Source organism: Frateuria sp. GZRe14 (assembly GCF_051900395.1).
In the GTDB taxonomy this organism is placed as follows: domain Bacteria; phylum Pseudomonadota; class Gammaproteobacteria; order Xanthomonadales; family Rhodanobacteraceae; genus Frateuria_A; species Frateuria_A edaphi.
This window is the reverse complement of sequence record NZ_JBHZGJ010000001.1, coordinates 549,688-563,767: the sequence shown is the minus strand read 5'-3', so window position 1 is coordinate 563,767 and position 14,080 is coordinate 549,688. Positions and strand designations below refer to the sequence as shown.

At 66.7% G+C, this 14,080-nt stretch carries 11 protein-coding genes; 2 read left to right on the top strand and 9 right to left on the bottom strand.

Going from position 1 to position 14,080, the window contains the following annotated elements; genetic code table 11:
• Positions 1-139: 139 nt before the first annotated feature.
• The 5 genes from pilQ to ACFWZ1_RS02515 are packed head-to-tail and all read right to left on the bottom strand — an operon-like array spanning position 140 to position 5,301.
• The gene (pilQ, locus tag ACFWZ1_RS02535) at positions 140-2,341 is read right to left on the bottom strand and encodes a type IV pilus secretin PilQ (protein ID WP_439665338.1); all 2,202 of its coding nucleotides are present in this window, start codon (positions 2,339-2,341) and stop codon (positions 140-142) included.
• 53 nt (positions 2,342-2,394) lie between these two features.
• Entirely contained in the window at positions 2,395-2,937 is a 543-nt protein-coding gene (locus ACFWZ1_RS02530; protein ID WP_231323372.1) for a pilus assembly protein PilP, read from the bottom strand.
• Entirely contained in the window at positions 2,934-3,605 is a 672-nt protein-coding gene (locus tag ACFWZ1_RS02525) for a type 4a pilus biogenesis protein PilO (protein ID WP_231323371.1), read from the bottom strand. The genes ACFWZ1_RS02530 and ACFWZ1_RS02525 overlap by 4 nt, the downstream gene beginning before the upstream one ends.
• Positions 3,602-4,243 carry a PilN domain-containing protein gene (locus ACFWZ1_RS02520; RefSeq protein ID WP_231323369.1) on the bottom strand — a complete coding sequence of 214 codons (642 nt, stop codon included), beginning with the start codon at positions 4,241-4,243 and terminating at the stop codon, positions 3,602-3,604. Before ACFWZ1_RS02520 ends, ACFWZ1_RS02525 begins: the two co-directional genes overlap by 4 nt.
• Entirely contained in the window at positions 4,243-5,301 is a 1,059-nt protein-coding gene (locus ACFWZ1_RS02515) for a pilus assembly protein PilM (protein WP_275045769.1), read from the bottom strand. The genes ACFWZ1_RS02520 and ACFWZ1_RS02515 overlap by 1 nt, the downstream gene beginning before the upstream one ends.
• A 251-nt stretch (positions 5,302-5,552) precedes the next feature.
• Here ACFWZ1_RS02515 and ACFWZ1_RS02510 point away from each other — a divergent pair, with 251 nt between their 5' ends.
• Entirely contained in the window at positions 5,553-8,084 is a 2,532-nt protein-coding gene (locus ACFWZ1_RS02510; protein ID WP_439665337.1) for a penicillin-binding protein 1A, read from the top strand.
• Between the two features lie 72 nt (positions 8,085-8,156).
• On the top strand, positions 8,157-8,831 hold the full coding sequence (locus ACFWZ1_RS02505; RefSeq protein WP_439665336.1) for a hypothetical protein: 675 nt from the start codon (positions 8,157-8,159) through the stop codon (positions 8,829-8,831).
• Positions 8,832-8,979: 148 nt separating this feature from the next.
• Here ACFWZ1_RS02505 and ACFWZ1_RS02500 read toward each other — a convergent pair whose 3' ends face one another.
• The 4 genes from ACFWZ1_RS02500 to recG all read right to left on the bottom strand — a co-directional run bounded on the left by ACFWZ1_RS02500 (position 8,980) and on the right by recG (position 14,055).
• On the bottom strand, positions 8,980-10,275 hold the full coding sequence (locus ACFWZ1_RS02500; RefSeq protein WP_231323363.1) for a citrate synthase: 1,296 nt from the start codon (positions 10,273-10,275) through the stop codon (positions 8,980-8,982).
• A gap of 250 nt (positions 10,276-10,525) precedes the next feature.
• Positions 10,526-10,771: a type B 50S ribosomal protein L31 gene (locus ACFWZ1_RS02495; protein WP_231323361.1), complete on the bottom strand. Its 246-nt coding sequence runs from the start codon at positions 10,769-10,771 to the stop codon at positions 10,526-10,528.
• Between the two features lie 107 nt (positions 10,772-10,878).
• Positions 10,879-11,811, bottom strand: coding sequence for a nucleoside hydrolase (locus tag ACFWZ1_RS02490; protein ID WP_439665335.1), 933 nt, complete (start codon positions 11,809-11,811; stop codon positions 10,879-10,881).
• 129 nt (positions 11,812-11,940) lie between these two features.
• Positions 11,941-14,055, bottom strand: coding sequence for an ATP-dependent DNA helicase RecG (recG, locus tag ACFWZ1_RS02485; RefSeq protein ID WP_439665334.1), 2,115 nt, complete (start codon positions 14,053-14,055; stop codon positions 11,941-11,943).
• Positions 14,056-14,080: the final 25 nt, after the last annotated feature.

The window sequence follows — 14,080 nt, the reverse complement described above, 5'->3', positions numbered from 1 at the left end:
TAATGACCGCGCCAACGCACGGAAGTTTAGGTGCGCACATGCAAGGGCCGCGTGTGCCGGACCGCATGGTCGCGCCTGCATCGGCCCGCAAACGAAAAAGGGCGGCCGAAGCCGCCCCTTGTTCCGTTGCGTCGTGCGCTTACTGCAGCTTTTCGCTGAGGATGCGCGGCGTCACGAAGATCAACAACTCCGCTTTGTTGTTGTTCTTGACCGTCTTGCGGAACAGCGCGCCCAGGCCAGGAATGTCGCCCAGGCCAGGCACCTTGCTGATGGTGTTGGCCTTGGTGATCTCGTAGATGCCACCGAGCACGACCGTCTGGCCATTGTCCACCAGCACCGAAGTGTTGATCTCGCGGGTGTCGATCTGCGGCACCTGGCCGCTGCCCGGGGCGTCGATGAAGCGGGCCAGCGCGTCCTTCTTGACGTTGATCTTCAGGTACACGCGGCTGTCGGCGGTGATCGTCGGGGTCACGCGCAGTTCCAGCACGGCGTCCTTGAACTGCACCGTGGCGGTGCCGCTGCCGGCCGAGCCAGTGGCGCTGTTCTGGTAGGTCACGTAGCCGATCTGCTGGCCCTGGCGGATCACCGCTTCCTGCTGGTTGGCGGTGATCACGCGCGGGCTGGAGATGACCTCGCCACGGCCTTCGGTCTGCGCGGCCGAGAGCTCCAGGTCGACCAGGTAGTTCGCGCCCAGGATCGCCAGGCCGAAGCTGCCCATCGGATTGGCCGCCGGCAGGTTGACGTTGAAGCCGCCCGCGCCGGTCTGGTAGGTGGTCACGCCCGAGGCGTTGCCCGTGCCGGAATTGTTGTTGGCTCGCTCGATGGCCAGGCTGCCCGCACCGTTGGCGCCGCCCTGCGGAGCGGTGGTGATCACGTTGCCGCCGCTGGTGGTGTGCAGAGCCTGCACGCCCCACTTCACGCCCAACTCGCGGGTGAAGTCGTCGGTGGCCACCACGATGCGCGACTCGATCAGCACCTGCTGGACCGGCCGGTCGAGCACGCCGATCAGCTCGCGCAGCTCGCGGATCTTGTCCGGCGTTTCGTTCAGTAGCAGGGTATTGGTGCGCTCGTCGAACGACACGCTACCGCGCGGCGACAGGAAACCGTGGCTGCCGCCACCACCACCGCCGCCGCCAGCAGCGCTCTTGCTGCCAGTGGTCAGCAGCTTCGCGATGTCGGCCGCCTTGCCATAGCTGATCGGCACGTAGTCGGTGACGAGTTCGGCGGTGTCCTCGGCCTTAAGGCGCGCCTCGGCCAGGTTCTGCTCGTAATTGGCCAGTTCCTGCTGCGGAGCGATCCAGATGACGTTGCCGTCACTCCGCTTGTCCAGCCCCTTGGCACGCAGGATCACGTCCAGCGCCTGGTCCCACGGCACGTTCACCAGCCGCAGGGTGACGCTGCCACCCACGCTGTCGGCCACGACCAGGTTCTTCTTGGACATTTCCGCAATGAACTGCAGCGCGGCTCGCACCGGGATGTCCTGGAAGTTGAAAGTCACGCGGGTGCCGTTGTAGGCCGGCGGCTGGCCCTTGGCCAGCTTGCCATCGGCGGTCGCGGCATCCTTCTTGGGCGCGACCTCGACCACGTACTGGTCGGCGGTCTGGTAGGAGGAGGTCTCCACGTTGCCCTTCAGGCCGATCTCCATGTGCGCACCGCCGCCCATCCCGGCGCGGGTGGTGATCGACTGCACCGGCGTGGCGAAATCGAGCACATCCAGGCGCTGGGCCTGTTCGGCCGGCAGCTTCACGTGGCTCAGGTTGACGATGAGCTTGTCGCCCTCGCGGTGCATGTCCACATCCGCGCCAGCGCCGGTGAAGCCGACCAGCACGCGGCCTTCGCCGTTTGGACCACGACGGAAGTCGATGCCGGATACCGACGGGCCGTTCATGCTCGAAGGCAGCGCCTTGGTCGGGTCGATCGTCGAGGCGGTGGTGGTGGTCTGTGCCGCGGTGCCGTTGTCGACGGTCATCACCAGGTCGTTGCCGTCCACGCGCGTGTCATACGAGGCATCGCGCATCAGTTCGACCACCACGCGGGTGCGACCGCCGGCGGAAACCGCCGACACGCCGGAGGTCGAGCCCTTGCCGATGTCCAGATGACGCGGAGCCGCGTTGGTCGTGTCAGCGAAATCGACCGCGATGCGCGGCGGATTGCCGGTGGTGAAGATGCGCGGCTGCGGCGGCGGGCCGCCAGCGAAATTCATGTGCAGTTCGACCTTGCCCCCCGGCAACGTGTCGTAACTGATCCCCTTGAGCGTGTTGGTGGCTGCCATGGCATCGCCCGCCCATGCGGCTGCGGCCATCAGCAGGCCCGTCAACAGGCAGCGGCGTGCTTGGCGCATGGCTCGGCCCCGGACAGGTTGGATGTGGTTGCTCATTGCGTCAGCCCCTGTGTTCATTTGTCGCCGAGCCCGATGCTGGCCGAACGTTCCATCCAGCCGCCATTGCCATTGGAGACCAGTTCGACCAGGTCGACGTGGTCTTCCGCGATGTCGGTGACCCGACCGTAATTCTGTCCCATGTATTCATTGACGTGGACGCGATGGATAACGCCACCGGGGTCCTTCACCAGCGCCTCGATGCCGGCGCCGTTGCCGACCGTGCCCACCATCTTCAGGCTGTCCAGCGCGAACATCTCAAGTGGCTCTTTGGGGCGGCCCTCGTCCGGACGCGGGCCGTTGGACGGACCACTGGGCTGCGTCTCGGCGGTGCTCGCGCTGAACGGGTCGCGCTTGCCCTCGTCCGAATACTGGAAGGTTTCGAACGTCTTGATGACCGGCAAGGGGGGGATCGGCGCACCCTTCTTGCTCTTTTCCTGGGCGACCCAGTCACGCAGGTCGGACATGCCGCGGGTGCAGCCGGCCAGCAGCGCAAGCGCGGCGAGCATCAACAGCAGCCGCGCCACGCGGGCGGGCCTGACGGCATTCAAGCTGCTCATTTGCGCCCCCTCGCCTTGCCCTTGCCCTTCGTGGCCTTGCTCTCGGCGCTCTCGTTGTCTTCCAGGTAGCGGTAAGTCTTGACCGTGCCCTGCAGCACGAGCTGGCCGCCGGCCGGCGGTTCCCCGTTGGGACCGACCGGAAGCTGGGTGGACAGCGAAACGTCATGCATCGTGAGGATCACCACGCGCGGCAGCGAGGCCACGCCGCTGATGAAATTGCCGAACTGGTGGTAGGTTCCGACCATCTTCAGCTCGATCGGCTCCTCGGCGTAGAAATCCTTGGGTTTCTCGGTGCCGGGATCGAATACCTGGATCTCCAGGCCCGCCGCCAGCGCGGTCTGCGAAATGTCCACCAGCAGCTCCGGCATCTCGGTCTTGCTGGGTAGCTGGCGCAGCAGCTGGCGCAGCATGTCCTGCATCTCGTCGAGCTGCTGTTGCAACGCCTCGAGATTGACCGCCTTGGCCTGCTTCTGGGTGAATTCCTGCTTGAGCGAGACCTCCTTGGAAGCCAGGCTCGCCAGCGTGTCCTGCTGGTCGCTGACGTGCAGGTACCAGCCCAGGAACATCACGATCAGGAAGACCAGCACGGTGAAGAAGATCTTGACCGACCGGGACCAGCCGCCGATGTTGTTGCGGTCCAGGCTGCGCAATTCATCGAAGAACTTCATTTGCCAGCCCCCCCGCTGACGGCCGAAGCCGAGGATCCCCTCGAGGGCGTGCCACTGTCATCCAGCAGCACTGGCGTCTTGCCCGGCTCCTCCGCATTTGGCTGGCTCAGCTTGACGCGCAGGCCGAACGTGTACGGCATGCGCCCGGCGCGGTACTGGATCTGGGTCTTGTCCAGGTCGGCATTGCCCATCCAGGGCGAGCCATCGAGGTTGCGCATGTATTCGGCCACGCTGGCGTTGGACTGGGCCACGCCGGAGAGCACCATCGAATCCGAGTTCTGCTTCATGCTCGTCAGTCGCACACTGGCCGGGATCGTCTTCACCAGTTCGTCGAACAGGTGGACCATCTGCGAGCGGTTGGCCTGCAACTGCTCGATGATCTGCTTGCGGGCGAGCAGGCGCTGGCGGACGTTCTCCAGGTCCTTGATCTTGGCGATGCGCTCATCCAGTTGCTTGATCTCGCCCTGCAGGTAGGCGTTGCGCTCGTTCTGGTTGTCGATGCGCATGCCCATCCAGAACGACCACAGGAACAACGCCAACAGCGCCGCCCCGAAGGCCGCGCCGAGCTGCATGAAGAATTCGCGCTCGCGCTGCTTGCGCCGTTCGGCACGCCAGGGAAGGAGGTTGATGTGTGCCATCAGTCGAAACTCCTGAGCGCCAGGCCGACGGCGATCATCAGCGCGGGGGCATCCTGCGCCAGCGATTGCGCCTGCACCTTGGGCGCCAGCGACATGCGCGCCAGCGGATTGGCCACCATGCACGGCACGCCCAGCTGTTCCTCCAGCATCGGGCAGAGGCCCTCGATCGAGGCGCAACCGCCGGCCAGCACCACCTGGTCGACCTTGCTGTACTCGCTGCCGGCGAAGAAGAACTGCAGCAGGCGGCTGATCTGCTGGATCAGCGCTTCCTTGAACGGCTCCAGCGCCTCGGTCTCGTAGGACTCGGGCAGGCCGCCCTTGCGTTTGGCGCGACCGGCCTCCTCGTAGGAGAGGCCGTAGCGACGCATGATTTCGTCAGTGAGTTGCTTGCCGCCGAAGACCTGTTCGCGCGAATAGATGGTGCGCTGGTGGCGCAGCACCGACAGCGTGGTCATGGTGGCGCCGATGTCGACCACGGCGACCAGCGCATCGCGGCTGACGTTGAGCTGGTCGACCAGCATCGCGAAGGCGTTCTCCATCGCGAAGGCTTCCACGTCGATCACCTTGGCGGCGAGGCCACCCAGGTCCAGCGCGGCGACGCGCATGTCCACGTTCTCGGTGCGCGAGGCGGCCAGCAGGACGTTGTTCATGTCCGGGTTGTCGCGCACCGGCCCCATTACCTCGAAATCGAGGCTGACCTCGTCGATCGGGTAGGGAATGTACTGGTTGGCCTCGACCTGGATCTGGCCCTCGAGGTCTTCCTCGGAAAGATCCCCGGACATCGGCACGATGCGCGTGATCACGGCCGAGCCGGCCACCGCCGCCGAAGCGTGCTTGAGTTTGGAACCGGACCGCGCCAACGCCCGTCGGATCGCCTCGCCCACCGCCTCGACCTCGACGATGTTCTTCTCGACCACGGCGTTGGGGGGCAGTGGCTCGACCGCGTAGTGCTCCACGCGATAACGGCCACCGGCCTGGCTCAGCTGTAGCAGCTTGACCGCGGTCGAACTGATGTCGACGCCGATCAGCGACGGCTTCTTGGGTGTAAACAGACCCACGATTTTCCCCCTTGGCCCCTGGCGTCCGGGCCGGAAACCGGCGGATGCGCGAAGGCATTAGATCGAAAAATTAACGCTATGGCAACGGCCTACGGCAACTTTCTCAACAAAATGGCGTGATGGCCTGCACATTTGGTTGACACCGCCCCTGGTGGGCCGTTTTCGCGATCCAGCCCCGGTTCGGGCGGGCGATCGATAGTGCAACATCTATACTCGACAGTGTTTTGACTTGAGTCTCGCTCTTCCAAACCATGCAAATTTTTAAGCGTCTGCTGCGCTGGGCCTTGATCCTGGCCTTCACCGGTGTGTTCCTGGCCATCGCCGCCGTAGGAGTCGCCTACTGGCTGGTTTCCCCTCGCCTGCCTTCGGTGGCGGTGCTGAAGGACTACCACATGCAGGTGCCGCTGCGGGTGCTCAGCGCCGACGGCAAGCTGATCGCCACGTTCGGCGAGACCCGGCGCATCCCGGTCGACATCGCCAACGTGCCGGACAAGCTCAAGCACGCGGTGCTGGCGGCCGAGGATGCCGATTTCTACAACCACCCGGGCGTGGACTGGCACGGCATCGCGCGCGCCGGCTGGCACGTGATCATCTCCGGCGGCGACAAGGGTTCGGGCGGCTCGACCATCACCCAGCAGGTGGCGCGCAACTTCTTCCTGAGTCCGGAGAAGCTTTACTCGCGCAAGCTGATCGAAATCTTCATCGCGCTGCGCATGGAGAACGAGCTGACCAAGGACCAGATCCTGGAGCTCTACCTCAACAAGATGTTCCTGGGCCACCGCTCCTACGGTGTGGCGGCCGCCGCCGAGTATTACTACGGCAAGACGCTGGACCAGCTGACGATCGCCCAGTGCGCGACCATCGCCTCGACCTTCCAGTTGCCCTCGCTGGTCAATCCCATCAACAGCCCCCAGCGCATGCTGGCGCGCCGCAACTGGGTGCTCGGCCAGATGCAGGAACACCGCTACATCAGCCAGGCCGAGTACGAACAGGCGGTGGACGAGCCGAACAACGCCTTCCCGCACGAACAGCCGATCGAGGTGGATGCGCCGTACCTCGCCGAGATGGTGCGCCTGCAGGCGCTCGACCGGCTCGGCAATGACGCACTGACCGAAGGCTACGTGGTCCGCACGACCGTCACCAGCGCCCGGCAGCAGGCGGCGGTGGAAGCCATGCGCGACGGCCTGGTCGCCTACGACCGCCGCCACGGCTGGCGCGGTCCCGAGGCACACCAGGCGTTGGCGCCCGACGCAGGCAACGCCGATCTGGACCGACTGCTCTCCGGGTATACCGACATCTCCGGCATGCAGCCGGCGATCGTCACTGCCGTGGGCGACGGCAAGGCCGCGCTTTACCTGGCCAGCCGGCAAACGGTGGAACTGGGCCTCGAAGCGGTCGCGTGGGCGCGCCCCTATCGCAACGAGAACCACACTGGCGCGACGCCCAAGAGCGTCGACGATGTACTCAAGCGCGGCGACATCGTGCGCGTGGCGCGCAACGACAAGGGCGACTGGGAACTGGCCCAGCTCCCCAAGGTGCAGGGCGCGCTGGTTTCGGTGAACCCGGAAGACGGCTCGGTGCAGGCGCTGGTCGGCGGCTACAGCTTCCTGCGCAGCAAGTTCAATCGCGCGGTGATGGCTGCTCGCCAGCCCGGCTCCAGCTTCAAGCCGTACCTTTATTCGGCGGCGTTCGAGCGCGGCTTCACCCCGGCCTCGATCGTCAACGACGCGCCGCTCGCCCTGCCCGATCCTTCCAAGCCCAACGGACTGTGGACGCCGGAGAACGACGACGGCAAGTTCGACGGTCCGATGCGCCTGCGCGAGGCGCTGGTCGAGTCGAAGAACCTGGTCTCGGTGCGCCTGCTCGACGCCATCGGCGTGCGCTTCGCACGCGACTACATCACGCGCTTCGGCTTCCCGCCCGATGCGTTGCCGAAAAACCTGTCGCTGGCGCTGGGCACCGCGTCGGTCTCGCCGATGGGCATGGCGCGCGGCTACGCGGTGTTCGCCAACGGCGGCTACCTCGTCTCGCCTTACTTCATCAAGGAGATCGATGGCCGCGACGGCAAGCCGGTCTATGTCGCCAACCCGACCCGCGCCTGCCGCACTTGCCAGGAGCGCCTGCTCGACACCCGCCCGCCTGGCCCACCGCCAGCGGACATCGGCGGACACCCGGCGAACGCGATCGCCGCGGTGCCGGCCGGTGCCAGCACGGTGGCGGGCGTGGGCGATGCCGTGCTGCCGGCCGACGCCCATGGCGAGGGCGCACACCCGCCGTTGCTCGCGCCTCAGGTGATCGATGTACGCAACGACTACCTGATCACCTCGCTGATGAAGGACGTGATCCTGCGCGGCACCGGTTATGCGGCCAAGGCGCTGGGCCGCGATGACCTGGCCGGCAAGACCGGCTCGACCAACGACCACCGCGACGCCTGGTTCGTCGGCTTCAACGGCGACGTCTCGACGTCGGTGTGGGTCGGCTTCGACGATTTCAGCTCGCTCGGTCGCGCCAACGGTGTCGGCGAATTCGGCGCACAGGCCGCGCTACCGATCTGGATGGGGTACATGGGCGCGGTGCTCAAGGACATGCCGTCCAACGCCTTGCCGATGCCGCCAGGTATCGCCACCGTGCAGATCAACCGCCAGAGCGGCCTGCCCACGGCCCCCAACGATCCCAACGCGATGAGCGAGATCCTCAAGGTCGAAGACGTCGACCGCCTTCGCGCCCAGGCGGCGCAGCAGCAGCAGAACCAGGACGAGCAACACCCGTACGACATCTTCTGACGGCCATTTGCGGCGACGCACCGCTCACGCCGGATCGGCTTTGCTGCCGATCCGGCCCCACGGAGGAACGACATGGCACGCGGCGATCACCATCGCATCCATGCCCAGGACCGCCAGCAGCGCAACCGGCTGCGCGTGGCCCAGGAGGCCGCCCGGCTGATGAGCGAGCACGGCATTCGCGACTTCCACCACGCCAAGCTCAAGGCCGCCGAGCGGCTGGGCATCCATGACGCTCAGGCGTTGCCGCGCAACCAGGAAATCGAAGACGCACTGCGCGAGCGCCAGCGTCTGTTCGACGCGGACAGCCAGCCGCAGCAGCTGAAGGCACGGCGCGAAGCCGCGCTGGAGGCGATGCGCTTTCTTGGACGCTTCGACCCACGGCTGGTCGGCCCGGTGCTCGAGGGCACGGCGGACGCGCATTCGGCCGTCTGCCTTCACGTATTCAGCGATGATCCCGATGCGGTGATGCTGTTCCTGCACGAGCATGGCGTGCCGGCGGAAGTGCAGACCCGTCGGCTGCGCCTGGATCGCGAGGAGCAGGCCGACTATCCGGTGCTGTTGTTCGCCGCCGACGGACTGCCCTTCGACCTCACCGTGATGCCGCGCGATGCCTTGCGCCAGGCACCCCTGGATCGCATCGACGAGAAGCCGATGCGACGCGCTTCGTTGGGCGCGGTCCAGGAATTGCTGGCCGAGCCTACCGCCGAAGACGAGTTCGAACGCATGCTGGCCGCGGTTCGCCGCTGAGCACCTCACATCGCGGCGCAGCGCACCTGAGCGCGACCGCCACGTGCCTGTCGGCCGCGCGGTCGTGCACAGCTGGGCTCCTGCCAGTCAACGCAAACGAAAAACGCCCCGGCATGCCGGGGCGTTTCGGGTCGGCAAAACGCTTTGATCAGCGCTTGTCGAGCGCCGTGTAATCGCGCACGTCGGCGCCGGTATAGATCTGGCGCGGGCGGCCGATGCGCGAACCCGGGGTCTCGTGCTGTTCGATCCAGTGCGAGATCCAGCCGGCCGTGCGCGCGATGGCGAACATCACGGTGAACATCTCGGTCGGAATGCCCAGCGCCTTGTAGATGATGCCCGAGTAGAAGTCGACGTTCGGGTACAGCTTGCGCTCGACGAAGTAGTCGTCCTTCAGCGCCGCCTCTTCCAGCTTCATCGCCACGTCGAGCAGCGGGTCGTTGACGCCCAGCTCGGCGAGCACCTTGTGGCACATCTCGCGGATGATCTTGGCGCGGGGATCGAAGTTCTTGTAGACGCGGTGGCCGAAGCCCATCAGGCGGAAGTTGTCGTTCTTGTCCTTGGCGCGCTTGACCGCGGTGTCGACCCGATCGGGCGTGCCGATCTCCTGCAGCATCTCCAGCACCGCCTCGTTGGCGCCGCCGTGCGCGGGACCCCACAGCGCAGTGATGCCTGCTGCGATCGAAGCATAAGGATTTGCGCCGGTCGAACCGACCAGGCGGACGGTCGAGGTGGAGGCGTTCTGCTCGTGGTCGGCGTGCAGGATGAACAGCAGGTCCAGCGCCTTGGCAGCCACCGGGTTGAGCTGCAGCGGTTCGCTCGGCACCTCGAACATCATGTGCAGGAAGCGCTCGACATACTCGAGGTTGTTGCGCGGATAACGGAACGGCCAGCCGATCGAATAGCGGTAGCAGGCCGCGGCAATCGTGGGCATCTTGGCGATCAGGCGAATCGCGGCGAGCTTGCGGTCGGCCGGATCATCGACGTTGAGGTCGTCGTGGTAGAACGCCGAGAGCGATGCGACCGAGGCGGCAAGCATGGCCATCGGGTGCGCGTCGTGGTGGAAGCCCTGGAAGAAGTTCTTCAGCGACTCGTGCATCATCGTGTGATGCGTGATCTGGTGCTCGAAGGACGCGAAATCGTCCTTCTTCGGCAGTTCGCCGTTGAGCAGCAGGTAGGCCACCTCCAGGAACGTCGACTTCTCGGCCAGCTGCTCGATCGGATAGCCGCGGTACAGCAGCACACCCTTGTCGCCGTCGATGTAGGTGATCGCGCTCTTGGTGCTGGCGGTCGAACCGAAGCCCGGGTCGTACGTGAAGTGGCCGGTGTCCTTGTACAGCGTGCCAAGGTCGATGCACGAGGGCCCCAGCGTGCCGCTCAGCAGGGGCAGCTCGGCGCTGCGGTTGCTCGATTCATCGACGAGCTTGACGACCTTGGAATCGGACACGGGAACCTCCTTCTCTAAAGACGTACCGGAGGCGTCCGCGAAAAGGCACCGCCCGGCAAGGGAATGGCATCGCGCTTGGGGAAAGCGGCCGATGCAACCGGCGCATTATCGCACATCGGCCGGCGCACATCCGCCCGCGGATGGACCGTACGGACACGCAAAAGGACACGGGGCGAGCCAGTGGCCCGCCCCGTGTCCTGGAATGTCAGACCCGCCACCGCCGCGGCGGCGGGCGTGCAGCGACCTTCGCTTACTTCTGGCCGTAACGGCGGCGGAACTTGTCCACGCGGCCGCCCACGTCGAGGGTCTTCTGCTTGCCGGTGTAGAACGGGTGCGACTGGCTGGAGATATCCACCTTGACCAGCGGGTACTCGTTGCCGTCTTCCCACTTGACGGTTTCCTTGGTGGCGATCGTCGAACGCGTCAGGAACGCGAACTCGGACGACAGGTCCTGGAAAACGACCGGACGGTAGTTGGGATGGATATCGGGCTTCATGACGGGCTCAAAGCGGCGGGTGAAAAGAGCGGCATTGTAGCTGCCAGGTGACGGCACGGTCAACTTGACCCAAGGTGACGGGGAACGGCCGAATATCGCGGAGCGCTTCAGCTGGCGCCGAGCGCCCGCCGAACCATCGCCGCGAACCGATCCTGATCCAGTTCCAGCACCACGTTGGCGTTGGCCGGGCGGCCCAACCGGCCGGCCCAGTCAACCACGGTGGCGCCGCGGGTCAGCCGGCCGTCAAGTTCCACCGCTACCGCACGCCGCTCGCTGCGCACCACCACCGCCGGATCGATTGCTACGGCCATCGCCAGCGCGTCCGCGGCGATGATCCCGCGCCGGCCACGCTCGCGATTGGTCTTGCGAGCCACCTGGCAAATGTTGCCGTAAAACGCCGCGCGCCGGTCGCCGGCGGCGAGCCAGCCATCGAACGCATCCTCGTCGAAGGCGTGGCGCAGGGTCAGCTCCCAGTCGACCAAATCGAAATCCGCGAACGCTTCGAACACCACGTGCGCGGCCTCCGGATCGAAACCGATGTTGAATTCGGCCGGCACGCGACTGGTATTGCCCTGCCCGGTCACCGCGCCGCCCATCACCACCAGTCGCTTGACCCGTTGCGGCAGGGTCGGGTCCAGCCGCAGCGCCAGCGCCACGTTGGTCAGCGGCGCCAGCGCGACCAAGGTCAGTTCGCCGGGCCGCTCGCGGGTCAGCCGCAGCAGTGCCAGCGCGGCCGCCTCGTCTTCCGCAGTGGCCGCGGGCTGCGGAAAGCCCACGTCGCCGAAACCGTCGCGACCGTGCACGAAGGCGGCATCCTCTTCCGGCAGGCGCACCAGCGGCGTGGCACAGCCCGGGAACACCGGCGTCGCGGCGCCGAGCAGATCGACCAGCACGCGCGCGTTGCGCACCGTGTGGTCAAGGCCGACGTTGCCCGCCGCAATGGAGAGGCCGGCGACATCGGCGTGCGCATGAGCCATCAGGATAGCCAGCGCGTCATCCACGCCGGGGTCGGTATCGATCAGGAGTTGCGGTCGGGTCATGCGGAGCCTGCGGCAAAACCATAGCTTAGGGGATCGGGGCTTTCGATTTTTGCGGAAGCCCGCCCGCGTGGCGACACTCCTTCGCGAAGCCGATAAGCATCGCCTGCAGACCGCTCCCCCGAAGAGGCCTCAGGCGTGCGCGTAGCGCGCAGCGGCGCCAATCCACCGTTCGATCAGCCGTTCGGCCGCGCGCGGGTGCTGGCGCAACATCGCTTCGCCGACCTGCTGCACTGCCGGCAGCAGGTGTGCGTCACGCGCAAGATCGGCGATGCGGAAGGCGAGCTGGCCGGTCTGGCGCGTGCCGAGCACTTCGCCAGGGCCGCGCAACTCGAGATCCTTCTCGGCGATGCGGAAGCCGTCGCAGGTCTCGCGCATCACATTGAGGCGCTCGCGTGCGAGCTGGCCCAGCGGCGGCTGGTACAGCAACACGCAATTGGAAGCGACCGCGCCGCGGCCCACGCGCCCGCGCAGCTGGTGCAACTGGGCAAGGCCCAGGCGCTCGCTGTTCTCGATCACCATCAGGCTGGCGTTGGGCACGTCCACGCCCACCTCGATCACGGTGGTGGCGACCAGCACGGCGAGTTCGCCGGCCTTGAAGGCGTCCATCACCGCCTGTTTTTCTTTCGGCTTCATCCGCCCGTGGACCAACCCCACGCGACAGCCTTCCAGCGTCGCGGAAAGCTCCGCATGCGCCACCTCGGCCGCCTGCGCGCGCAGCTGCTCGGATTCCTCGATCAGCGTGCACACCCAGTACGCCTGTCGCCCTTCCGCGCACGCGGCGTGGATGCGTTCGATGACCTCGGCGCGGCGCGCATTGGACACCGCCACGGTCTGCACGGGCGTGCGTCCGGGCGGCAATTCGTCGATGGAGGAAACATCCAGGTCCGCGTACGCGCTCATCGCCAGCGTTCGCGGGATCGGCGTGGCGGTGAGCACCAGCTGGTGCGGGACCAGATCGCCTTCCATCCCCTTGTCGCGCAGTGCCAGCCGCTGCTGCACCCCGAAGCGATGCTGCTCGTCCACGATGACCAGGCCCAGGCGGGCGAATGCCACGCCTTCCTGCATGAGCGCGTGCGTGCCGATCACCACGGACGCGCCTGCGGCCACGCGCGCTAGTGCCTGCGCGCGAGCCTTGCCCTGCTGCTTGCCAGCGAGCCATTCCACCGCGACGCCCAGCGGCTCCAGCCAGTGCCGGAAATTGCGCAGGTGCTGCTCGGCAAGCAGTTCGGTCGGCGCCATCAGCGCCACTTGCCAGCCCGCTTCCACGGCAGCCAGCGCCGCCAGCGCGGCGACCGCGGTCTTGCCGCTGCCCACGTCGCCCTGCACCAGCCGCAGCATCGGCTTGGCGCACGCGATATCGGCAAGCACGTCGTGCGTGACGCGCTGCTGCGCGCCCGTGAGCCGGAACGGCAGGCCGCCGACAAAGCGGCCGCGCAGTTCGCCGTCCCCATCCAGCTCCGGCGCTCGCCGACGGCGTACGGCCGCGCGCATGCGCTTGAGGCTCAGGTGCTGGGACAGCAGCTCCTCGAAAGCGAGCCGCTGCTGCGCCGGGTGGCGGCCGTTGACGAGGTCCGTCAGCGGCGCATCCGGTGGAGGGCGGTGTGCATAGAGCAGCGCATCGCGCAGCGAGGTCAGCCCGTGCGTCGCGCACAGCGACGGTGGAATCAGCTCCAGCGCCGCATCCGGCGGCAGCAACGCCAGCGCCTTGTCGATCACGCCGACCAGCCGCTTCTGACCCAGCCCCTCGGTGGTGGGATAGATCGGGCTCAGTCGCTCGTCCACCGCCACGGCCTGGTCCTCGCCCACGCGCTGATACTGCGGATGCACCATCTCCAGGCCCTGGGCGCCATGGCGTACCTCGCCGTAGCACAACAGCTTCTGGCCAGGCTTGAGCTGCTCGGCCTGCGCGCGGTTGAAGTGGAAGAAGCGCAGCAGCAGGGTCTGGCGCGAATCGTCGCCGATCGCGACCTTCAACTGCGGCCGGTAGCGGAAGCCGCGCTCGACCGCTTCCACTATGCCCAGCACCTGCGCGCGTTCGCCAGGCCGCAGGTCGCCAATGGCGGTCACGCGGGTCTTGTCTTCGTAGCGCAGCGGCAGGTGGAACCAAAGGTCCTGCACACGCTCCAGCCCGAGCCTGGCAAGCGTGGCGGCCAGCGCCGGACCGACGCCCGGCAGCGCACCGACCGGCGACAGGCCGGGATCGGCGGCAGGCGGGGTGGCGACGCTGGCGCTGCGGGCGGGCATGAGTCGCTAGCCTAGCCCAGCGCCC